Raw genomic sequence first — 22,740 nt, 5'->3', positions numbered from 1 at the left:
TCTATAAAGACCGCAAATAACATTGGGATAAGTGAATCCTTGAGTTAGAGTTTAAATATATATATAATTCTTCTTTCATTATTCTTATATCATGTGAAGACAACTCCCCAGGCTGATTGATGACGAGTCCTTTAAGTTCTGAATCGAATGAGCTAATTCTTAATTATTATTTTTCTATTAGCATAACTCCTTTCATCTTACCTCCTCTCTCCTAGATAATGCTTTCTTTAACTGTTATTCATTGCAATTAGACCTAAACCCCTTATGCTTTATGGAGTTCCTCTAAAACTTACGTTATTCTTTGAATTCTCTTTATAGTTATAAGAACGCGCAAAACTAGATAGTTTACGAATAACCCCCACGAAATAAACCCTAGCTTTTTTAATGACAGATTACTTTTTAATGTTGTACTTACTGAAAAGCGTTACAAATGTGGAATTCCAGATAAGATTTACTCAAACTTTTTAAGGATATTAGCTTCCCCTAATAAAAATTGAATAATCGTCACATATTACAATACTATCCTTTAAAGCTTCTTTCCATCCAATTTTATCCTTTATTTTCATGAATTCTCTTGGAGTATAGGGTTTGATCTCAAATCCCTCTCTTATCCCAAGCAAATCATATCTATCAAGGAATCTAATACCTTCAAACCCCTCAGAAATTACAATAACGTCAATATCGCTCCACAAATTAAAATCACCTCTAGCATAACTACCGTAAAGAACCACGCTAACCTTTCCAAATCTCCGCTTTAATTCCTCAGCGAATTCCCTCACTCTATTAATAACCTCCTCCCTCTTCTTCTTCCTTTCTTCTAAGACTTTCTCCAGCATTCATCACCATTTCTATAATTTGTTTTGCACACTCAATAGCTTTTCGCTTATCACCCTCCGTATAAACCGCATAGGGTGTTACACCTTCTGGTAGCGCATCTGGATATCTGGAAGGAATATATACCTTAGAAAGAAACGACGCACATTCTAAAATAGAAGCATCGACGTTTAGTTCAGTCCTCCTTAATAAAGTGAGTAAATCACGACTAAAATATTGTCTTCCTATTAAAATCAAATAGGCCTTTATTGCAAATTGAGCTGATTGCTCAGCTTTGAAGCAGGCCCAGTTATAGTCAAGGTCTCTCCGCACTCCTTAACGTATCTAATGAAGCTCTGATCCACCTATTATACTCTTCCCAATCCAACGTGAATTTACCACTTTCATAAATTCTCCTAAAATAATAAATGTCTTATCGCACCTCCTGTATAGGTAACCTTAAAGTCTTAACGTTATTATCACTAGTGCAAAGATTACGTTAAGGTGAAAGAACACTAGCAAGTACAGAAAGTAGTAAGACTAACTTTAATGTGAAAGTATCTTAAGAAGATTGCGTTTCTGGAAAGTCCTTATATAAATTAGTAAAATGTTAATAATCCAAGAAAATTCTTGTAAGTATAAATACTAACTCTTTGCTTTGTGGGGGTATTTGTAAACTATCTTATTTTGTATATGTTTTTTTGTATGAGAGAATATGAAGAAGTAACGTAAGTTTTGAAAATCCCACAAAGTACTAACTCTTAAACAAATTCTAACAGAAATGCAGCTGATGACAAATTCTCCTAATAACTAATAATTATCTTTACCATCTATATTAACTACTCCCCTCTCTCCCCAATTAAAATCGTCTCATCAAACTGAGATGAAAGTAAGTGAACTCCTATTATTGTTATCCTTTAACATTTACTGCAAATCTTGACATCACGAGAATTGATTAGGGAAATCCAATCTATAATGTGGAAAAGTCCGTTCTTCTACCCTGTAATATTCTATTCAGTTCCTTTTCTAGATTATCCTTCAATTCTCTTAATGAAATAGACCATTTATTCTCTTTAGTGAAATGCTCATAGGGAATTGAAGATGTAACCACATACCTCATAGGAGGATCCAAAGGATGTATAAAAACCTTATAACTGAAATCATAATTTGTGGAAAGAATGTTAATGAAATTCATAATTTGAACTAACATGTGATTCTGCCCAATTATGGCGGCATATATTTTATCATCATGCAAATACGAAACCCTCAAAAGCGTAACTATCCTACTCAACTCCCTAACAATCTCATCCCTAACATCATCAATTATCAAAGTCAATCTAAAATCAATCTTACCCAAGTAAACGTAAAAGGCCTCAATTAAACCCTTACCAATAACGTGATCAAAATAATGAAAAACAACATCATCCCTCGATATACCAAGACTATTAGCAACCTCATCCCAACTCCTCAACGGATCCTCCTGCCTCTTCCCCAATACAACAACATCTACCCAATCCACTTTAAAATCATCTGCCAAATCCGGCAATTGGAAAGGTTCCCTAGGCTTATCAAGGATAGAGGATTCAAAAGTCAAACTCTCAAAATTAAACGTCGAGTAATCCACCGGATAAATCTCCCTCTTATACTCCATGTGGCTTTTGAACTCATCAATCAACCCCTTCTCTTGCAGCATTTCAAGCAGTTGTATAAAGTCCCATCTTCCAGTTGGGTAGCGCACGTCTAGAACTAGGGTGTTATTAGTTATGACGTCTTTGAGTGATGCAGTTATCATGCCATCCATTAGGTAGTAGAAGTCTAGGGGTTGTAGTTTTGAGCCTTTAGGTAATTTGATTATTGTGTGGAAGAGTTGTAAGCCAAGTCTATCAGATCTAGGTGAGGGGATGACTAAGGGTTTCAACTGGGATATTATTTCGTTTACGTTTTTTATCCCAGTTAGTTGCTCTAGTAAGGCTTGGTTGTGATCTCCGAACCTTTGTAAATAGTGTAATAGTTTGGATAAGTTTCTTTTCTCATCAATCATGTTCTAAAAGAATATGTGGGAGGAATAAATAAAAATACCTTTTCACAATTTCTAAAAAATGTTCAACGTATCTCAATCAGTAACTGGTGCTTTAGAAATTCCAGCGTGTCCTATGTGTAGTGCTGCTAGTATTAGTGGTAGTGTTGCTGCTGTTATTATTATTGCTGTTCTTATTATTTGGTTTGAGGCTAACGTGTACATGTTTACTTTCATTTTTCCTCAAGATAGAAATCGTGGTATTTCTCATAAACGTAATTTTTATTTGGAGAAAAATTATGTACACGATATAAAATCTTAAATGTAAATTCTGTGATAAAATGTTTTATAGTTCATCTGTAATAGCTCTGAAATGTTTTTATGATCTAGCCCATTTAGTAAGGTGGTATTATGTAAAACAGTTTAGGATTAGTTTGATAATTTAAAAAAATTAACTCACGCCTTGTATTAAAGTTTTTCCCAAAAGTAAAGTATTCTTAGTTAACTATACTTTTTCTCTCTTAACATCATATAAAATATGTATTATAAGTTTAAAAATCTACGTTAGAAAGACATGGATTTGAAGAACCAAATGCGTATTAAGATATCTATTGAGGATCTGTAATATTCCGTGGAGTCTTCCTTGTGAGCTTTTATAGATTCGTGATATTTCCACAATTAAACCATTGAAAACAGTTTCCATAAAAGTGCTCTAAGGAGGCATTACATGCTTCGCCTCTAACAATCAAACTGTTGAATAACCGTAGGAAACTATCTGGTTTGGTACGTTATCTTTTCCTATGAGGAGAATATGAAAGAGTAACGTAAATTTTGAAACACCTCACAAAGGATGTTATAAGAACACATTAGAATTTCATTATTCACTTTATTTTTTACTTAAGGCATATCGAATAAGAACAATGCTTGCTGACGCACCAGGCTAAAGATTCACTTGTTCTTCTTAAGCATCACTTTAATTTCTCCTAATCCAATTCCTCTGCTCCTTCCTAAACCTAAATAAGAGGATATTATGAGGTATTTTATGGCTAATTTCTTCATTTTCCTCTCAGCTATATCAAACTCTATCCAACCTACTACGCCTCTGCTTTTTCTTAAATTGTTCCTATCATCTCTCCCTATTAGTACGGTTTTTGGGCTCAAGTTAAATCCCACTATTTTAGCTAATGCGTTAGATAGTACACCTAATTTAAACGCTCTAATACTCCACTCTTGCTCATCAGTTCTTCCCAAAATGCTATAATAACTCCTATATGCGTAAGCAAGAATTAGCCCCACAGAGGGTAAAAGGGAAAATCCTGGCTTAATTTTCTTATATTTCTCTTTTAAGGAAGGGGGGAGAAGTACTTTAGATGATAGTAAAGCTGGGGTGACGAATTCTACGTAAATGTTATTATTCATGTAGTCTTCAACTCTGATACTTTGAATATCTAAAATTTCTATGCTGTTGATGATTAATGAAAATTTTCCGTAAGGGGTTTCGTAAACTCCCTCAGATATCTCATTATAAACCTTCTCGACGTAAGGAAAGGAGATGAATCCGTTAAGCTTAGAGTTAGCCTTAACACTCATAACGTCATCACTGCTTAAGTATCTGAATTCACCGTTACCCAAAGCTGATATGAAAAGGGGTTTACTCTTAATCTCAGATTCAACTAACTTAGCTAGTGATGGCAAGAACTTACCCGATAATATTAAGTTTTTTAAGACTTTGGATGAGGGAACTGGCAATATAACGTCGTGTAATGGAATTAGAGAATAGTTGACCTTAAAAATATGCATGAAAGCTCTTGCCCCAAAGGTTAAATAGACGAATCGATTTATAAAGATTGTTATTTGCAAGTGTCACGGGAAATGTTCAGAACAGTTATTTTTAATAATAATGAAAAGGTATCATGACTATAGTATGTATCATACAAAGACTTTTCATGACAATAACCTAGTATTGACGATTCCATTTAGCAACACCACTACTTATTATAGTTCACGTAGAACGATTATATCCTCTCTCGTGAAAGTCAAACTTTCCCTCTAAAGATAATCTTTAAGATTCTCCTATATCTAGTTTGTGGATTTTCTGAAAATTGAGGCTATTCTCTATATCAGGACTACTCATAGAATTATCGTCTAGTTTTCAAATGATACACACACTATCCTATATCTGTTAAAATACTTTAATTTAATATTTGCCGTCATATAGAAATTTTCCCGATATTACGCGTAAACTTTCAACGTTATTAGTACTAATGATTTGCTTTGTTGAGTTTTTCAAAAACTTACGTTACTTTTTCACATTCTCTCCATAGTAAAAAGAGCGTTCTAAACCAGATAGTTTTACAAATAGCCCACAAAGTAGCTAAATCTTCACTCTCAGAGATGCACTAAGCTTTCCTTTTCTTCTTATTTTATTGTAACGCATGCTAACACAAAACGAATTATTTTTTATAATTATTTATCAAAAGATAAAGTGTGAGTGGATTAAAGGTTCAAAGACTTAAAAAAAGAGCATTACAGTTTTTAGATGATGCGAAAAAAGACTTAAACGATAGTTTTTACGATCTAGCAATGTTTCATGCTGAAGAAGCAATTCAACTTTTCCTAAAGGCCATACTCTTTGAATTGTTTGCATCTGAGTTTAAGTCTCACCAGGTTAGAACTTTATTTTCCTACTTAGTGAAATTATTAAGAGAGAATAATTATACAGATCTAGCTAATGAGGTGCAAGAGTTGGCTACTGAATATAAACAAACTCTTTCAGAGCTAGAAGATGCTTATACAGAAAGTAGATACGGTGAGATGGAATATGATAAAAGTCAGGCTGAGAATGCCATCTCCGTGGCTGAAAAAATCATAAATAAGCTTGAGGAGATTAGTAAACGTGTCAAGCTGGGTTAAATTTAAGTTTGAGCACTTAAGGAGATGGAGAGAATACGCTGAGAAAGTCAATAAGGCAGTTAAAGATGTAGATAAGAACGCAAAAGTTTACGTTTTTGGTGGTGTCGCTGAAGACAGAATAACAGTGTTAAGCGACATTGATATCTTAATAATCTTCCCTTATCATTTAACTGACAAAGATAGAATTGAATTGAAAAAGAGAATATTTAATATTGCAATGGAAAAATACGATTTGCCTTTTGGAGCACCAATAGAGTTACACGTTGTAGATGAAGAAAGGGCAAAAGAATATCTTAAGCATGCTAAAAAAGTCATAGAAATAATATAGGTAGTTTTTATTAATATAACAATTGCTAAGCTAGAGAAAACGCACATAATACTAATAAAGAAATTTGTATGATACAAAGTTTCTCCTTATGGTTTAGATTTCTATAAATTCTAGGAAAAACTAGATAGATCAAAATAATTTGTTAAGTTTTTATATAAAATATAATTTATAACCCGTTTCAAATATATTTTGAATATTATAATTATTTAATTGTTTTACAGTATGATAAGGTTTCAAGGAGGAGTTTTTATTTTATAACAAATAGTATATTTTTAAATTATTTTGTGCAAAATACATATTGGACACCGTCACGTGTAAAATAGAAGGGCGAGGCTTGTCCGTTCTTTTGTCAGATAAACCTTTGATATCCCTAAATGTATAAGACGCTCTATTACCCTCTTCGTCTTCCTAGTATACTGCAATGTTATCACCATATCCTTCTCTTATTTTTCTGTCTAAGATAGCATCTCCAATATTGAAATACTTAGGGATATTCCACTTAAATTTCCCCTTTAATTCCTCATATGTAGAAAAAGTTAAATTGTCTAAGGTCAACCTCAAGTTCCATAATGATAATTATAGTTGCTTACTTTAAATTATTTTTCTTTCTTTCTCTATTATTTCAATATTATAGTCCTTTTCAACGATAACTTGGAAGCCGTGAAAACTGTTTTCTTTTTTACCATAAAGTTTCTATAATTTGTGAACAAAGTCCCTTTACAATACTTAGACCAAAATAAGAAAGACTAGAAATATCATACAAAACTTTACTTTGTGGGGGTTTTCAAAACTTACGTTACTTTCTCTTACTCTCTTCATGGTAAAAAGAGCGTTCCAAACCAGCTAATTTACAAATACATCACAAAGTAAAGTTATTGCGTAATGTTTCAGCATCCAATCTATATAACGAGATAGTAAAGACTTTCCGGCCGGAATTATTATGCAATATAAACAATCCAACAAACCCTTATCTGCCTTACCTTGCAAAAGCATTTTTGACAACTGGATCAGTCAATTCATACTTTCCCCTATCCACCCTATTCACGTAACCTCTTTTCTCCAGCTTATCTAAATACCTCCTCAGCTCAGCGTCATATATAGTTCTCTTTTTCTTCTCCTCAAAATACCTCTTTATTTCATTCCACTTAGTATAACCCTTAGCTATGCCCTCAATTATAATTACATATTCCTTAGAAAAATGACTCAATTCCTCTGATACCGTCTTGCTAGCCAATTCCAAAATCTCATCTACGAACTCCTTTCTCAACTCTTTAGCTTTCACGCACCTATAACCGAATTCAGTTAGCCAACCCACCATTCCATCGAGTTTCTCTACAGCATATTCTAAAACGTTTTCCGATGCGTTGATGCCAACTTGTCTAAACCCTTGTCTCAAGAAATCCAATGACTTCTCTGAACTGAATCTGTTTAATCTTATTTCCTCAATGTGTCTTCCAAAAAGAGGTGATGATGGATCCTCTATCTTCAAAAAGTCGTAAAGCAGTCCTATTTCAGAACCAGTTAATATGAATGTTACGTTTTTGCAATAGTCATAACAATGTGCCAAAAGGGAGAGGAACTCATTTCCAATTTTTCCTTTAAGGTTCTGTGCTTCGTCAAATGCTATAACTACCTTTCCTATTTCATTTATCCTATCCATTATTGCTTGAAGAGAGGGTCTGGTTTTTGGATCCCACGATAGGGATATGTTAACTCCAAAGAATGAAATCCCGTTGATGTGTTGTAGTATTTCCTTAATTACTCCCTTTTTCTTATTTATTTGCGAAAGGACTTCTGAGAAGATAGTGTAGAGTGATTTATATGAGGAAAGAGGAGTTCTGACGTCAATTAGAGCGTAAGGTAAGTCTAGGTCATTTAAGAAAACCTTCAGAACGGAAGTCTTTCCTATCCTTCTTATCCCAGTTAGCAAAATTATTGGTTCAGATATTGATGAGTGCAATTGACTTAACTCCTCTTCTCTATCGTATAAGTCCTCTTTAGTCTCCTTAGGCCTGTGATCGAAGTAAATTACTAACACCCTGTTATTAAACTAACACCCCGTTAGTTTTAAATCTAATGAAGTCATGTTAACATTACTTGCCCTCTAACTATTTGTGAGGTTTTTGAATTCTCTCTGCATCGATAGTAACGTGCTAAACCAGTAATACAGTTACTCCGCAAGCTAATCTACATTGTGGGGTTTTTCAAAATTTACATTACAATTCTCTTCATAAAAAGAACGCACTAAACTAGATAGCTTTCAAATACCCAACCAAGCACAAACAATCGCGGTAAATTCCATTATATATACTCTTTTTTATCGAAACTGCAATGGGTTAATTTTCATCATGCTTCCACCCATCAAGCAACTACAAATAATGTCTCACCTACTACGAAAACTACTATAAAAGTTAAAATAGAAAGCCATCGTGAAGATTACTAAAGAACTTTTAAATCTCCAAGACAATATTCAATCAAATGGGAAGAATAGAACAAAATACACAACTAACAATACTTTTGGGAAAAACTTTAATACTAGACATGAGTTAAAATTTTTAATTTATCAAAATTATCCTAGATTATAGTCCATAATACTCACCTTAAATACTCGCCTTGTACATGAAAACTTTACAAAAGTATTATGTGCTAAATATAAATCTTTTATCGCATGATTTTTCACTTAACATTTAAAACCACACAAATAATTTTTTCCATTACAAAATCACGTTTATTGGAAATAATACGCGAGTGTTAATACGAGGAAAAATGAAAGTAAACATGTACACGTTAGCCTCAAACCAAATAATAAGAACAGCAATAATAATAACAGCAGCAACACTACCATTAATACTAGCAGCACTACACATAGGACATGCAGAAGAGTCAATTGCACCAGGTACTTATTGAGATACGTTGAACATTTTTTAGAAATTGTGAAAAGGTACTTTTATTTATTCTTCCCACATATTCTTTTAGAACATGATTGATGAGAAAAGAAACTTATCCAAACTATTACACTATTTGCAAAGGTTCGGAGATCACAACCAAGCCTTACTAGAACAACTAACTGGGATAAAAAACGTAAACGAAATAATATCCCAGTTGAAACCCTTAGTCATCCCCTCACCTAGATCTGATAGACTTGGCTTACAACTCTTCCACACAATAATCAAATTACCTAAAGGCTCAAAACTACAACCCCTAGACTTCTACTACCTAATGGATGGCATGATACTCGCATCGCTCAAAGACGTCATAACTAACAATACACTAGTGCTAGACGTGCTTTATCCAATTGGGAGGTGGGATTTCATACAACTCCTCGAAATGCTGCAAGAGAAGGGGTTGATTGATGAGTTTAAAAGTCACATGGAGTACAAGAAGGAGGTTTACCCGGTGGATTACTCGACGTTTAATTTTGAGAGTTTGACTTTTGAATCCTCTATCCTTGATAAGCCTAGGGAACCTTTCCAATTGCCGGATTTGGCAGATGGTTTTAAAGCGGATTGGGTGGATGTTGTTGTATTGGGAAAGAAACAAGCTAATCCCTTTAGATCTTGGGATGAGGTTGCTAATAGTCTTGGTATATCGAGGGATGATGTTGTTTTTCATTATTTTGATCACGTTATTGGTAAGGGTTTGGTTGATGCTTTTTACGTTTATTTGGGTAAGATTGATTTTAGGCTGACTTTGATAATTGATGATGTTAGGGATGAGATTGTTAGGGAGTTGAGTAGGATAGTTACGCTTTTGAGGGTTTCGTATTTGCATGATGATAAAATATACGCGTTTATAATTGGACAGAATCACATGTTGCTTGAAATTACGCAATTTATTAGTAAGCTATCTTCTAACTATAATTTCTCATATAAGCTATACGTTCATCCGCTAACCCCATTAAGGGATTTCGCCAGAACTTATTCCATTCCTTACGAGCATTTCACTAAAGAGAATAAATGGTCTATTTCATTAAGAGAATTGAAGGATAATCTAGAAAAAGAACTGGCTAGAATACTGCAAAGAGAGGTTAATGAGAAGAATAAATAAGAGTTGCTTTGTGGAGTATTATAAACTATCTTATTTTATATGTTCTCTTCGCTATGAAGAGAATTCAAAGAGTAACGTAAATCTTGAAAAACCTCCCACAAAGTAAATAAGAGTCAAAGATTATTAACGAGAAAACTGACGTGACTGATATATTGGCGTATCTACTCACAAATTACTCTATATATAAGATGAGGAATCTCCTATGATATCTCCGTAATTTTCTAGATTTATGAACTTTCTGAATTAAGGTATTATTACTTGCCTTCCCTCAACTCTTCCCTCATCTAAATCCTTAAATGCCTTATTTATCTCCTCCAATTGCAATTTAGTAATATATGGCTTAATTCTTTTACTTTCAGCTAATCTTACAACGTCTTCCAAATCATTTAAATTCCCATAATTCGAACCTAAAAGTTTCTTATTCCATACTGCCATATCGAAGGTTTCCATACTTATCCTTTTTCCTTCCATCCCCACCAATATTAACGCTCCTTCTTGGGCTAGTAGTCTGGTTAGATTGTAAACAGTTTCTTCTGTTCCAACTAGATCTATTACTGCTGGAACTCCTAAACCGTTAGTTAGGTTATCAACTAATTTTTCAGCCTCCTTCATCTCAACTGCGTAGTCTGCTCCCAACTCTAACGCTAAATCCCTATGCTTTTTGCTTCTCGAAACTCCGACTACTATTACGTTTTTCAATAATGCCTTTAGTATTTGAATAGTATACACTGCAAGCCCTCCTATTCCATTTACTATAACTACTGGTTCTGCGAATTTGTTGAGAAATGGTAATGCTTGTCTTATGGCCCCCATGGAAGTAGTTCCAGCATCTGCTAATGGTGCTGCTTCTATTGGGCTTAAACTGTTGAGCTTAACTAACCACCTGTAGTTGTTTACCAGCATATATTCTGAGAAACCGCCATTAGTAGTTTGTCCCGGTATTACTTGGTTTTTGCAAACGTTGAATTTACCCTCTTTGCAATATCTACATGTCAGATCTCCCCAAGTTGCGTAAACTACTACGTTATCTCCTTTCTTTACATCCCTAACATTTTCACCCACTTCCACAACTGTTCCAGCGTTTTCATGACCTAATATTATTGGTAATTTGAAACCTTGTTTTGCTTCTACTCCCTTCCATATTCTCAAATCCGTTCTGCAAACTCCTGCCCCGCCTACCCTTATTAGAACTTCCTCACCTTTAGGTTCTGGTATTTCAACTTCTTCTATAGATAAGGGTTCTGAGAACTTTTTCAGAAGTGCTGCTTTAGATTTCATCATTAATAAGTGTGAGATTAGGTAATAAAAGACCAATCCATACAGATTAGGATTCATGAATAAATGGGCTACTAAGGTTATAATTTCATATGAAAATTAAAAAAATATATATAGTTAAGGTAGAGAATATCTCAAGGGAGAATTTCCCTTACGTTAAGCCTACGGACTACTATAACGAATACTTTAGTTCATTTTCTCCTTTCAAATCTGCCTTTATGGATAAGATATGCTTTATTAGGATGGATTTAGAGAATGAGATCTCTTCTATAGTGGAAACGTCAGAAGACGTATGTAATCTGGTTATATCACATTTAGCCAATTTGGTTATCGGAATGGATGTTTCTAGAATAGGTATGGTTTGGGATTTGCTATATAGATATACATTACCAATAGGTAGAAGTGGAATAATAATGCACGGAATAAGTGTGATCAATCTGCTAATGTATGACGCTTATGCTAAATTACTAGGTGTTCCAGTTTACGAATTGCTAGGGGGTAAGACGAGGGATAGAATTAGGGCTTATGCGAGTCATTTACATCCTGTAAATAAGGAGGAGTTAGAAAAGGAGGCTAGGAGTTATTTAGAAGAAGGTTATACTGCTATGAAGATGAGGTTTTGCTGTGGTCCCTCAGATCCTTTAGGCGTTGATAAGAACGTTGAATTGGTTAAGGTAATTAGGGATAGTGTGGGTTATTCTGTAGATTTAGCCGGAGATGCGTGGATGTCTTGGAACTTAAATTTCGCTTTAAAGATCTCTAGGAAATTGGAAAAATATGAGATGAGTTGGATTGAAGAGCCCTTTCTACCAGATGATTTCGAATCGTATAAGTATTTAACTAGGAGAACTGATATACCAATCTCCGCTGGTGAGCATCACTATCACATTTATGATTTCAAGAGACTTTTAGATTCTGGAGTAAGGATACTACAGCCAGATGCCTTATGGGTTGGGGGAATAACGCCAATGAAGAAGATTGCAGGTTTAGCAGAGGTGTACGGTGCGATCATAATACCACATACGTCCAATATTTACAATTTACATTTTATAATATCAGAACCGGAAAGTGTAACTCCAATGGCTGAGTATTTGACTAAATATAAATGGTTAGAAGATAGAGTAGTCAATCCTCCAAGGCCCATAAAGGGGTATTTTAAATTGGATGAAGAAAAAGGGTTTGGCTTGAAATATGAACTATAGAGACCATTAATATTGACTCTTAACTACTTTAGAAACTGGAACCTTACCACCATAAAAGTCTCTTATTACCTCTTCTAAGGATTTACCTTGACTGTTGGGACCTACTAATAGTCCAAGTATAATATTCATTATAAAGAATGAAGTAGCTACTGCTGCAATTGCTGAGTATCCTATGGCACTAATTATTGAAGGAACAAAAATGCTCCACACACCTAATGCTATTCTCATCCAAGCCCATACAAAACCTTGAGCGGTATTCCTTATTTCAGTAGGAAATAGCTCTACTGACCATACCCTGGTTTGAGGCCATAATCCCATTCCATGTCCAAATCCGAATAGAAATACGTTGAATAGTGCAACCCACAATATTTTAAAAGGTAATCCTATAGGTAGTGCGAAACCAATTGCACAAATGAGAGAACCAATAGCGTATAATATTTTTCTATTAACTTTGTCTGAAAGTTGCATATATACTCCAACTACTCCAATTATTGCCGTTATAAACCACGCTATTTGAACCGCATCACCTACTATTGGACTTTTACTTCCTAAATCTTCAATGAGGAATGGCAAGAAGAATCCAAAGGTTCCAGCTGGTATACCCCAGAATATATAAATTGGTATCATGAAAGCTAGACCTTTCCAGTACTTGAAAATATCACTCCATTTAGCTTTACTCTGAGGCTTAGAAGCTTCAGCGATGTTGACGTCTTGCCCTAATTCCGCTAACGCTTGTTTAACTACCTCTTCTTTTCCCTTAGCTAGACCCCATCTTGGAGATTCTATAATTCCCCTTCTTAACACCCAGGTTACAATAGCTATTACCGTTAAGAATCCAAATAGGACTCTAAATGAGTTAACTCCTAAGGGTGTCGTACCTATGCCAAGGAGTAGTATTATGATAGGCCCTATATACCAGAATAGGTTAGTAAAAGCCATTAATCTGCCACGATTTCTTCTTGGAGCGAGTTCAGCTATTAGTGACCAACTTGTGGGTACATCAACACCTACTGCTAAACCAATTATTATGTATCCTATCAATAGCATAAAGTAATTAACGGAGGCTGCTACTATGAGGGCACCAATGGCATAGAATATCAAATCGTACATGTAAATCGCTTTTCTTCCATACTTATCGCCTAAAGGACCCGCTATTAGGGCACCTATTCCTGCTGCAAAAGCATTGGGACTTAATGATGCTATTAAGCCTAGTAATAAAGATGAAAGACTGAAATAGGAGGTCCATATACTAACTGATGCTCCTCCAGCAACTATTGAACCAGCGTCTAGAAAATCAGCAAGCGCTGATAGAATAGTCCATCGATAATGTTTAGAGGTTAACTTAGATTCATCGATTGCTTTTAGCGGATCAGATGGATTAGACATTAAATTACTCTCCTTGTTAAATATAATAAGTAAGACTCCATACTTATATGGAATATATCGTTAACTTTTGAGTAATGTTTTATAATATTTAATTTGTATAAGTATTTGAGTAATTATTTTCTACTTACACAAAACAAATTTTAAATACTTGTTACTCTGGAGTAGACTTATCATTTTCCTTCTTTTTTCTTTATTAACTCATCATTCATTCATCAGTTTTCGACAGTAGATTATACTGTAACACCTCGCTGAAAAATTTACTCATTATCTTCTTTTCAGCTTTTCTTATATATTCTTCTAATGTTGGTTTAGATAATCCCATCATTTTACCTAAATCATCTAGACTTATTTTCCTGGGGTATTCATAATATCCCATTTTTATAGCCTCAATTATTGCTCTTCTTTCTTGTTCTGAAAGATCGAAAAATGTGGGCATAAACGTATTTACGTCTATCTGAGTCGTGTTGAAGTATTTGACTTTACCCAATACTTCTAAATCACTTCTAAGTGAACTTACGTCTTCTAGGGGCATGATGATGAGTAGTCTTTCATATCCATTTTTTATCAAATCTTTCAAGTAGAATATTGTATAGTTTTCTATGATACTCATGATCATATTCTCATATCTCTCCTTAAATAATATTCTGTAAATACCCCTTCTTCTATCCAATTCTGTAACATCTATCACCTCATAAATTCTTTTATCTTTCTTAAATGCTCTTAAGAAATTTTTAAAATCCTGATTTTTGTATACTTTAATTTCATCCATACCTAAAATGTGATCTTTTCCCTTAGCTGATTTTGCAAACAATGTCCTAACCACTATAGGATAATCTGCTGTGAGCTTACTCCAACAATCTTCATGATCTATTTCAAAAGTCACTAATGACAAATCAAATAATGACACATATTATACTATATAATTTAAAATATAAAACCTTTTAGTGGATCATTTAAGCTCTTTCTATGATGTGCAACATAAAATTAGATTTTTAGAGCGAGTATCGGAAATTAAGGGAAAAAGTATCTGACCTCCTCCCCACCTAAAGGGCAAGGGTTCCCCTAGGGCGGATCATTAGTTTGTGGCTTACCGCCTTCACTTTCATCACTTCATTGCTGGTAGAGGATAAAATCCCCACCCCGCTCCATTCATCCAGCGGTAGACCACAGGCTTAGTCTTAAACCCATTACCCCTATCCCTCAGTGGGAGTTGCCCTCTACTCCCACTTCCTAGGGACTCGGGAATATGTAGAATATTTATAGCACCGTTTAAATCAGCATTTATTACCCCTATGTGGGGACACCTAAATAGACCTCTTTTAACCCTACCATTCTCATGAATCTCCCCACATAGGGAGCACGTTTTAGATGACCATGCTTCATCTACTTCTTTGACTTTGATTCCGTATTCTTCAGTAACCTCACTAAAGCGACGTATAATATAAGAGTAGTTCCAGAAATTCACAGTTAGCTTATTTCCTCTGTTTCTAGCAATGTCTTTGGGATGACCCACAATAATTTCTGATACACCTTTCTCATATGCAATTTCTACTATCTTTCTAACCATGGAGTTCAGAGCGTGTTTGAGGAATCTACTCCTTTTCTCGTAAAGGCGAGAGAGTCTCTTACTCCTCCTTTGCTTGTGAATAGAGAGGATCTTTTGTACTCTTGCAATCCTCTTGGAATAATATTCATACCTAGACAACACACTACCCCCTTTGAATAGGAACCAAGAGCCATCATCAATATAGACAGTAGCAAGATTAACAATACCCAAGTCTACTGAAGCTTTCAAATCGCCCTTAGGCTGTTTTGGCGTGAAATCGACCTCTACTGGTATCATCGCATACCATTTACCATTTCTCTCGAAAATTTCTAGTCTACCTTGTTTACCCTTCCATTTCAGCATTCCTCTGAACTTTAATGAGAGTTTGAAATCTTTGAGATATATTGTTGTATTATCTTCATCTACCACGTATCTATCATTTCTTACGAGTATTATCCCTTGTTTCCAGTACCCTGGCGGTTTTGGTTTTAACCACTTAGGTAACTTCCCTTCCTTTTTATCATGAGATAATGAGAAGAAGGATCTCCACGCTTCAGCATTTTTTCTAGATACTTGTTGTGTATTAACCTTGAGCTTGTCTTTAAATTGCTGGTAAACTTGTTTTTCTGTTGTGTTGAAGTCTATTTTCTCATGATTCTTATACTGTTGCATTCTTAACCAGTTAACAGTATTCCAACAAGCTTTGTATACTTGAGAGAGTTTCCCAAGCGTTTCTCTAGTTCTTTTGTCTGCTACTAGTCTAACGATGTTACTTCTCTTCATCTTCTTTCGCCTTTTGTCTTTCAATGTACTTTTTAATCGTCTCACTACTTACATTCCCAGCTGTTGCAACGAAGTAGTTTCTAGTCCACAGACCGTCTTTTATCTTGAGTTCTGGGTGTTTTTTAAGAATTTGTCTAGCGGACTTACCCTTGAAGTAGTTTGCTAAATAAGAGGGGGCATATCGTGGTGGGCAATTCACGAAAAGGTGTATGTGGTCTGGCATGATTTCGATGGCTAGAACGTCGCATCCTAGTTCTTGAGCAATGTTTATGAGTGTTTGTTTTAGTTCCTCTGTTATGGGCTCTAGTAGAGCTTTACGGTATTTTGGTATCCATACGAAATGGTAATTGCATAGGTATTTTACATGCCTGGTTGATTTGTATTTCACGAATACTTTAAAGTATTCAGAGATTAAAAGCATTACCCTGCCTCAGAGAGGCGAGGCTTGTCCGTTCTTTTGTCATTTAGTATCTTACTCTATCAACTTTAAGGTTACTAATCTCGTTCATGTTAGATTTCAATGATCTCTAAATATAGAAATTTCAAAGAACTTCCGAGATAAGGTGCTAGGGAGATTTACCTTAACTTATCATGATAATTGTATTAAAAGAAGGAAGAAATTGTGTGTGTACCATTTGAATACTTAACGCTACTAATTCTACGAAAAGTTCTAATCAAGAGGATAACCTTAATTTTCAGATACCCCACAAACTAGGGAAGAAAGTGAATATTTGTGAATTTAAATTTCATTATATTGTATGATGATATTATATTGAGCAAATAGTTCTTACGACTATTCATGCAGGAATTTGAACTTTAGATGCCCTTAAAAAAGAGTGAACTACTCTGCCCTTACGGACAGAGCATCCCCACCTCGCGGTGAAGATTTCCTGCTTCTTGGAGAAAATTGCTATACGCATAGCAGAGGTTTCCCCTCCGCAGGCAGTCCCAACCCTCATCAGCTCTACCAGCTCTTACAGCCTCATAGAGCTAAATAAAAATATTTTCCTTACGCATAAAAACATTTTCTATAAGGGGGCTATTCATTGGACGGGGACTTCAGCCCCCTTAACCCCCATTAATGTTAAATTTTCTTTTGCATAACCTTTGTTATGGAAGATTTAGTAAGGGGACTAGAGAAGAAACTTAACGAAGCGGAAGAAGAGGCTAAAAAATATGGTAAAGTAATTGGAAGGATAACTAGATATGAAACTGTAAGTGTAGAGGATAATGAATTGGTAGGTGTTGATATCGCATTTGAGGATTATTTGGATTCAGACGTAAAGAAGGGTCAATATCTAGCAATTAGAAGTATAATTAAACCGGTAATAATGCTTGGTCAAGTTTATTCAATAACTAGGGCTGATGTGTTAGCTAGGTTAGGATTAAGGGAATTGACTTACCCAAAAGATCCTACTACAATAATCACCACTACTTATGTTGAGTTAAAGCCAATAGCTGAAATGGAAGGAGACAAGATAAGGCCACCTGTCTCGCCAATAGATCCACAAAGCCCCGTTTTCATTCCAAATCCCGATTTAGTAGAGAAGATATTGAGAATACCAAGTAATGGTATAACAATTGGAAAGATATTCTCTGGGGGAGAGGAGATAGAGGCTTATGTGAGACTTGACGAATACACCTTAAGGCATCATACCCTAATTGTGGGAACCACTGGTTCTGGTAAAACTACATTACTAAAGAGCATTATTGCAAGTGATGAAATTGAGAAAAGTACTTTGATTTTCGATAGGCAAAGAGATTTCGTCAACTTTCTGATACAAAAACGTAAGAATTTCGCTGTAGTGATGCCGGTAGTTGAAGAGGCTAATCACAAAATATCCATTCAGGACCATGCTATGGAATTTGCTAACTGGTATGGATGTGATATAATTGACGTAAAGAGTGATGGGGCATATGTTAAATGTAACGGTTCTGAGATTTTTGTAATTCCGTATTCAATTAACTTTTACGATAATCTAACTAACTTTCACAGAATAACCCCCTATTTCACTTCAAGGGCTTCAATGTACTGGGAAGCAATAGTTGAGAAAACTTTCGATTTAATAAAGTACAATCTTTATGAATTACTTAAGAGATATCCCAGTGATAATGAACTCTCAGGATTATTGAGGTATAGGTTAACTCCAGGGAAATTATTGGGGAATTTAAAAATATCTTATGATTTAAATACAACTTCGTCTCTTAATAGAGATTATATAAGTTACGATCCTAAAAGTAAGACTTTAGAATTGAGGATTGGAAAGGCTTTTCACGAAGCCATGAAACAGCTCGATATAGCCTCACAAACTAGGGAGGCAATAGTGAGAACGCTAAAGGCTTACGATAATTACGGTATATTCACAGTTCCCGGCAGTGTAGAGTTCTTGCCAGATAAGGTATTTTCCCTTTATGACGATGTAGTAGTGGATTTAAGCTGGGTTATGGATAAATCGGCATCTGTAGAGGCTGTAGCGACAGTAGCTTACAAGATATTAGAAGATTTCTTTAAGTGGAAGGATCTGCTGTATAAGAAGAAGCAAGAGAGTAGGTTGACCTTAGTTATAATGGACGAGGCTCATGAATATTTTCCACAAACTGATATGGAAAATATCTCAAAGGATATCGTGGAAGGGTTAATGAACAGGATAATGAGATTAGGAAGAGTTAGGGGAATTGGAGTCATTTTAGCTACTCATGTCCCTGACGATCTGAATCCATTAGTTATTCAACTATCAAATACTAAGGTGATTATGAGGAATGAGACTCATGTTCTTAGGAGATTAGGATTAGATGAATATGAGGACTTCTTGAGGCATGCCACCCCGGGATTAGGTATTGTTTATTCAATTAGTTTCAGTGAAGTTCCAATAAGAACAGTTTTAAGAGATTAACGTTTACTACTTTATATCGAATTGTCCATATTCATTTACTAACTAATATGATTTAAATCATATAATCTATAAAAATTAAATGATGAGTAATGATGCCGTCATATGTGCATAGATGCACTATGTAAAAAATTTGCACATAATTGCAATTATAAAATATAAGTTTATATGCAGAATCGGTTATCTCTTCAAGACTTTAACTATTTGGTGATACGCTATGGATTACTGCGGTTATTTTTAAAGCAAGTTCACTTCAATAAATAAATCCACTATGCTGAACCTAACAGGAACTGCGTTACGATACTTGAGTAAGTGATTTTATCGTCATGAATTACGCTCAGATTATTATTTGACGCTATTTCATAAGCGTAAATGAAAAGTGAAGCTGAAACCCTCTTACTTCTTTTATCTACAATTTCAATATAGGTTGGAAGTAAGTTCTCAGTTATTCTAGATAATATTGATGAAAAATCAAAATTCCTCTCAAGGCTCTCAATTCTCAGAAAAGTCAAAGGGAAGTATGGTCTCCTCAATATTACATAATAAGCGTATTTTGGAGGTACATGATCTAGGATTTTATTATCGTTTTCATCCTTGACTTCTAATGCGTACTCTATCTTAAATGGACCTATTATACAAATATATTGATAATTTTTTCTACAGAATTTTTCATCTATTAGTTCTAAAATTGTAACATCCTTCAAACCATTTAATTTTCCACCTAGTTTCTCACTGATCTCATTTTCTCTCCACAACTTCTTAGAGTTCTCCAATCTCTTAACCACTCCAATAACTTTCCCATTTATTGTCATTATCCTTTCCTTGACTAACTTAGCGTAGGCTATCTTGTGTTTTCTCCTAGCCTCAGTCTCCAATTCAAATTCCTCAGTAAGCTCAAGAGGTGTTGGATATATTGGGCCATCGATTATCACTACGTCGTGATCTTGAATAACATTCTTTAAACCTACATTCTCAGCTTCAGTTCTTAACTCATCAGCAATATCGTCTATTTTGTATTGATTTTCAGGTTCATTGACGTAATAGTAGTCTAATATGTTTTTATGCCTAATGTTGTTATCGCTTAACTTCAATGACTCTAGTAATTTCCTATAACTACTTATACCCATATAGGGTATATCAAGACTATATGGGCCATCAATAAAGCCTTTCTTATTGCTATAAATCGATAGACCAACGAGACAAAAATTGACAGAGAAATCTCTTAAGTACCTAGATGAGGAATCAATTGATGCAATTCGCTTATCGTTTGTAATCTTAAACTCATTAAAGGAGTAAACTATTGGTTTGAACTCTTCCATCAACTCAATTCTCATTATCCTATCCTCACTCTCCAATAATCCGTGATCTGGATCTCCCTCAGTGTTAACTCTTAAATCTGGCAAGTTCCTCTTTACATTAACGATCTCCTCAATCGTCTCTTTCATTCTTATCTTCCAATTCATACATTTTTCACTTTCATTTCTTAATAGAAAAATGCTTTCCTATAAAGGGGTCAATCTTTATTACGAAAAAAATTAGCTTATCACCTATCAGTTAGTAGTTCACTAAAATTTTTGGCGAGAAAGACTTTTATACCTGCTAATCGTTGTCCTTTGCCGTGGTAATCTGTTTCAACATTATCGTGAAATTTATATATTTAACATATATAGTTTATTAATATAAGTCAGTCTTGCCCCAGATATGGATGGAAAATTCTCGGATGTATCCAGCCTAATCTCGAGATGTGAGAGTTTTCTCACCTTAAAAGGGTAATTAGGGTTATGCCCCTAATGGCAAAGAGAGGGATGAACGGTATTCGTGACTTCGCTGAAATCAAGGGTCAAAAATCTAATACAAAATATATGAAATTCAATGAGACCCAAACCCCCCTGACTATGAATTTACGATAGCTATAAAGACCATAACTTTAAAACACTAAACGTAATTAACTCGTACAAATTGTTAGACTTATCTTTTTCTTGTCACTATCCTCACAGGATTCCTTTTGACTCTGAGAATATATTACTTATATTAAGGTTTTTCTGTCTATTTGCAAAGAGATCTTAAGTTTTAGCTTGATCTACCTCATAAATTTCTCCATAAATTAATTTTATCCCTAGTTCCTCAGCTCTTTTAATAGCTTGATTATCTACACTTACAGCTAAGAACATCTTTATGGTATTCTTGAAGTTAAAAACCTTTGAGAGGACTTCACATTTTATATTGAACCACTCAATATCATCGCGCTCGCCACGAGATTTAACCTCAATTAAATAAACTTTGCTATCCTTAGCTAAAATATCAATTTCGTATATAGTACCCTTGAGCCCATAAGTACCACTGTCATCTTTATAGGTAAATCTATTGAGGTAATTAACATCAATTCCCTCTTGCTTTAACACTTCAGCAAAGAAATTCCTAATCAGATACTCATATGAAACCCCCCAACGGTTACCAAGATTACTTAACGTCTTATCTAAACGTTTAATATCTTTATCCATTTCTTCAACTTTTTCAAAAAGTCGTTTTTGTGCTTCAGCAAGCAAAGCCATGTTCTCCTCAAGCTTACTCAACCTCTCCTCACTCTTCCTCTGAGCCTCGGCCAACTCAGCAATCTTCTCCTCACTCTTCCTCTGAGCCTCCTCTAACTTGCTCAACCTCTCTTCAGTACGCTTTTGAGCCTCAACCAACTCAGCAATCTTCTCTTCAGTACGCTTTTGTGCTTCAGCAAGCAAAGCCATGTTCTCCTCAAGCTTACTCAACCTCTCCTCACTCTTCCTCTGAGCCTCAGCAAGTTTATTCACCGTGTCCAGGATGCCTTTAAGTATCTCCTTTAAATCGTTTATAGTTACATTAATATCAAATAAGCCTAACAACTCAGTTAAAGCTTTTCTGAACTCTGCATCCTCTTTTATCAGTCTTATGATCTGATCCTTCAACTCCATATGTAGGAATTTCTTTTTGGAAATAATAAATTTTAGTATCGACGATATTGAAGAGCTACTCTGAATTTCCTTAATTAGTTCTTGGGTTAGGTTGTTCTTAACTGTTTTTCATTTTTTCTCTTTTAACCTTTTGAAACCAAGTGTAAAATTTATGTGAAAAAACCATAAGAACTAAAAATAAAATAGATCTCCAGATGTAGCTATTATATATTGTAAATAGTAAGACGTACATATCATTTATAATTTTCAAGGTAATTTTTCTTAGTTTAAAGAGAAAAAGGAATCTATAAATATATATATAGCAAATCTTGAAAGAGAGATCGCGTATTAACTAGTGAAATTCAGAATGTAATCTCCTCACAAGGGGAATGTAGAAAGTGTCCTACTTTAGTTTGTGGGGTATCTGAAAATTAAGGTTATTCTCTTTATCAGAACTGTTCGTAAATAAACGTTAAGTATTCAAATGGTACACGCACTAACTAGTGTTAAGAAATAAGAAACTGTAAATATGCTTTTTCTACGATATTATATAAATTAAATACAGAAGTTATTTATTCAATTTTGCATAAGTAATACACTCCCTTGAAGACAATA

At 34.6% G+C, this 22,740-nt stretch carries 19 protein-coding genes and 1 pseudogene; 6 read left to right on the top strand and 14 right to left on the bottom strand.

Going from position 1 to position 22,740, the window contains the following annotated elements:
- Positions 1-473 precede the first annotated feature (473 nt).
- The 5 genes from V6M85_RS02515 to cas6 all read right to left on the bottom strand — a co-directional run bounded on the left by V6M85_RS02515 (position 474) and on the right by cas6 (position 4,630).
- A complete protein-coding gene (locus V6M85_RS02515) occupies positions 474-836 on the bottom strand; it encodes a nucleotidyltransferase domain-containing protein (RefSeq protein ID WP_338602586.1) in 363 nt (120 codons plus the stop codon).
- Positions 784-1,146 (bottom strand): HEPN domain-containing protein, encoded by a 363-nt coding sequence (locus tag V6M85_RS02510; protein WP_338602583.1) that lies wholly within the window; start codon positions 1,144-1,146, stop codon positions 784-786. The genes V6M85_RS02515 and V6M85_RS02510 overlap by 53 nt, the downstream gene beginning before the upstream one ends.
- A gap of 637 nt (positions 1,147-1,783) precedes the next feature.
- Positions 1,784-2,854 carry a hypothetical protein gene (locus V6M85_RS02505; protein ID WP_338602581.1) on the bottom strand — a complete coding sequence of 357 codons (1,071 nt, stop codon included), beginning with the start codon at positions 2,852-2,854 and terminating at the stop codon, positions 1,784-1,786.
- A gap of 72 nt (positions 2,855-2,926) precedes the next feature.
- Complete coding sequence (locus tag V6M85_RS02500; RefSeq protein ID WP_338602579.1) at positions 2,927-3,067, bottom strand: hypothetical protein; 141 nt, start codon at positions 3,065-3,067, stop codon at positions 2,927-2,929.
- Between the two features lie 711 nt (positions 3,068-3,778).
- The gene (gene cas6 / locus V6M85_RS02495) at positions 3,779-4,630 is read right to left on the bottom strand and encodes a CRISPR system precrRNA processing endoribonuclease RAMP protein Cas6 (protein WP_338602576.1); all 852 of its coding nucleotides are present in this window, start codon (positions 4,628-4,630) and stop codon (positions 3,779-3,781) included.
- A 687-nt stretch (positions 4,631-5,317) separates the two neighbouring features.
- Between cas6 and V6M85_RS02490 the strand changes: the two genes are divergently transcribed.
- Both V6M85_RS02490 and V6M85_RS02485 read left to right on the top strand, forming a co-directional pair.
- Positions 5,318-5,743 carry a HEPN domain-containing protein gene (locus V6M85_RS02490; RefSeq protein ID WP_338602574.1) on the top strand — a complete coding sequence of 142 codons (426 nt, stop codon included), beginning with the start codon at positions 5,318-5,320 and terminating at the stop codon, positions 5,741-5,743.
- Entirely contained in the window at positions 5,727-6,071 is a 345-nt protein-coding gene (locus V6M85_RS02485; protein WP_338602571.1) for a nucleotidyltransferase domain-containing protein, read from the top strand. Before V6M85_RS02490 ends, V6M85_RS02485 begins: the two co-directional genes overlap by 17 nt.
- A 408-nt stretch (positions 6,072-6,479) precedes the next feature.
- Here V6M85_RS02485 and V6M85_RS02480 read toward each other — a convergent pair whose 3' ends face one another.
- Both V6M85_RS02480 and V6M85_RS02475 read right to left on the bottom strand, forming a co-directional pair.
- Positions 6,480-6,626: a hypothetical protein gene (locus V6M85_RS02480; RefSeq protein ID WP_338602569.1), complete on the bottom strand. Its 147-nt coding sequence runs from the start codon at positions 6,624-6,626 to the stop codon at positions 6,480-6,482.
- A 421-nt stretch (positions 6,627-7,047) separates the two neighbouring features.
- On the bottom strand, positions 7,048-8,109 hold the full coding sequence (locus V6M85_RS02475) for an ATP-binding protein (RefSeq protein ID WP_338602566.1): 1,062 nt from the start codon (positions 8,107-8,109) through the stop codon (positions 7,048-7,050).
- A gap of 728 nt (positions 8,110-8,837) precedes the next feature.
- Between V6M85_RS02475 and V6M85_RS02470 the strand changes: the two genes are divergently transcribed.
- The gene (locus V6M85_RS02470) at positions 8,838-8,978 is read left to right on the top strand and encodes a hypothetical protein (protein WP_338602563.1); all 141 of its coding nucleotides are present in this window, start codon (positions 8,838-8,840) and stop codon (positions 8,976-8,978) included.
- Positions 8,979-9,050: 72 nt separating this feature from the next.
- Positions 9,051-10,118 carry a hypothetical protein gene (locus V6M85_RS02465; RefSeq protein WP_338602560.1) on the top strand — a complete coding sequence of 356 codons (1,068 nt, stop codon included), beginning with the start codon at positions 9,051-9,053 and terminating at the stop codon, positions 10,116-10,118.
- Between the two features lie 243 nt (positions 10,119-10,361).
- Here V6M85_RS02465 and V6M85_RS02460 read toward each other — a convergent pair whose 3' ends face one another.
- Positions 10,362-11,399 (bottom strand): NAD(P)-dependent alcohol dehydrogenase, encoded by a 1,038-nt coding sequence (locus V6M85_RS02460; RefSeq protein WP_338602558.1) that lies wholly within the window; start codon positions 11,397-11,399, stop codon positions 10,362-10,364.
- A gap of 86 nt (positions 11,400-11,485) precedes the next feature.
- On the opposite strand from V6M85_RS02460, the gene V6M85_RS02455 reads away from it, so the two are divergent.
- Complete coding sequence (locus V6M85_RS02455; RefSeq protein ID WP_338602555.1) at positions 11,486-12,595, top strand: L-rhamnonate dehydratase; 1,110 nt, start codon at positions 11,486-11,488, stop codon at positions 12,593-12,595.
- Positions 12,596-12,601: 6 nt separating this feature from the next.
- Here the strand turns inward: V6M85_RS02455 and V6M85_RS02450 are convergent, their stop codons facing one another.
- The 4 genes and pseudogenes from V6M85_RS02450 to tnpA form a co-directional block, all read right to left on the bottom strand.
- Positions 12,602-13,981, bottom strand: a complete 1,380-nt coding sequence (locus tag V6M85_RS02450) for an MFS transporter (RefSeq protein ID WP_338602553.1) — start codon at positions 13,979-13,981, stop codon at positions 12,602-12,604.
- A gap of 205 nt (positions 13,982-14,186) precedes the next feature.
- On the bottom strand, positions 14,187-14,888 hold the full coding sequence (locus V6M85_RS02445) for a helix-turn-helix domain-containing protein (RefSeq protein WP_338602550.1): 702 nt from the start codon (positions 14,886-14,888) through the stop codon (positions 14,187-14,189).
- Between the two features lie 136 nt (positions 14,889-15,024).
- Positions 15,025-16,310: pseudogene (locus V6M85_RS02440) on the bottom strand (RNA-guided endonuclease InsQ/TnpB family protein).
- The gene (gene tnpA / locus V6M85_RS02435; RefSeq protein ID WP_338602548.1) at positions 16,297-16,698 is read right to left on the bottom strand and encodes an IS200/IS605 family transposase; all 402 of its coding nucleotides are present in this window, start codon (positions 16,696-16,698) and stop codon (positions 16,297-16,299) included. The pseudogene V6M85_RS02440 and the gene tnpA overlap by 14 nt, the downstream one beginning before the upstream one ends.
- Positions 16,699-17,422: 724 nt before the next feature.
- On the opposite strand from tnpA, the gene V6M85_RS02430 reads away from it, so the two are divergent.
- The gene (locus V6M85_RS02430) at positions 17,423-19,204 is read left to right on the top strand and encodes an ATP-binding protein (protein WP_338602545.1); all 1,782 of its coding nucleotides are present in this window, start codon (positions 17,423-17,425) and stop codon (positions 19,202-19,204) included.
- A 266-nt stretch (positions 19,205-19,470) separates the two neighbouring features.
- Here V6M85_RS02430 and V6M85_RS02425 read toward each other — a convergent pair whose 3' ends face one another.
- Both V6M85_RS02425 and V6M85_RS02420 read right to left on the bottom strand, forming a co-directional pair.
- Positions 19,471-20,664 carry a DNA double-strand break repair nuclease NurA gene (locus V6M85_RS02425; protein WP_338602543.1) on the bottom strand — a complete coding sequence of 398 codons (1,194 nt, stop codon included), beginning with the start codon at positions 20,662-20,664 and terminating at the stop codon, positions 19,471-19,473.
- A 600-nt stretch (positions 20,665-21,264) separates the two neighbouring features.
- Positions 21,265-22,146: a DUF3782 domain-containing protein gene (locus tag V6M85_RS02420; RefSeq protein WP_338602540.1), complete on the bottom strand. Its 882-nt coding sequence runs from the start codon at positions 22,144-22,146 to the stop codon at positions 21,265-21,267.
- Positions 22,147-22,740 lie beyond the last annotated feature (594 nt).

It is taken from the genome of Sulfolobus tengchongensis (genome assembly GCF_036967215.1).
Taxonomy (GTDB): Archaea; Thermoproteota; Thermoprotei_A; order Sulfolobales; family Sulfolobaceae; genus Saccharolobus; species Saccharolobus tengchongensis_A.
This window is presented reverse-complemented; position numbering and strand designations above follow the sequence as displayed.

Bases quoted from the DNA above. Each gene is read 5' to 3' on its own strand.
- V6M85_RS02515 (WP_338602586.1), bottom strand. From the start codon at position 836: ATGCTGGAGAAAGTCTTAGAAGAAAGGAAGAAGAAGAGGGAGGAGGTT.
- V6M85_RS02505 (WP_338602581.1), bottom strand. From the start codon at position 2,854: ATGATTGATGAGAAAAGAAACTTATCCAAACTATTACACTATTTACAA.
- V6M85_RS02500 (WP_338602579.1), bottom strand. From the start codon at position 3,067: ATGAAAGTAAACATGTACACGTTAGCCTCAAACCAAATAATAAGAACA.
- cas6 (WP_338602576.1), bottom strand. From the start codon at position 4,630: ATGCATATTTTTAAGGTCAACTATTCTCTAATTCCATTACACGACGTT.
- V6M85_RS02470 (WP_338602563.1), top strand. From the start codon at position 8,838: ATGAAAGTAAACATGTACACGTTAGCCTCAAACCAAATAATAAGAACA.
- V6M85_RS02465 (WP_338602560.1), top strand. From the start codon at position 9,051: ATGATTGATGAGAAAAGAAACTTATCCAAACTATTACACTATTTGCAA.
- V6M85_RS02460 (WP_338602558.1), bottom strand. From the start codon at position 11,399: ATGATGAAATCTAAAGCAGCACTTCTGAAAAAGTTCTCAGAACCCTTA.
- V6M85_RS02455 (WP_338602555.1), top strand. From the start codon at position 11,486: ATGAAAATTAAAAAAATATATATAGTTAAGGTAGAGAATATCTCAAGG.
- V6M85_RS02450 (WP_338602553.1), bottom strand. From the start codon at position 13,981: ATGTCTAATCCATCTGATCCGCTAAAAGCAATCGATGAATCTAAGTTA.
- V6M85_RS02430 (WP_338602545.1), top strand. From the start codon at position 17,423: ATGGAAGATTTAGTAAGGGGACTAGAGAAGAAACTTAACGAAGCGGAA.
- V6M85_RS02425 (WP_338602543.1), bottom strand. From the start codon at position 20,664: ATGAATTGGAAGATAAGAATGAAAGAGACGATTGAGGAGATCGTTAAT.
- V6M85_RS02420 (WP_338602540.1), bottom strand. From the start codon at position 22,146: ATGGAGTTGAAGGATCAGATCATAAGACTGATAAAAGAGGATGCAGAG.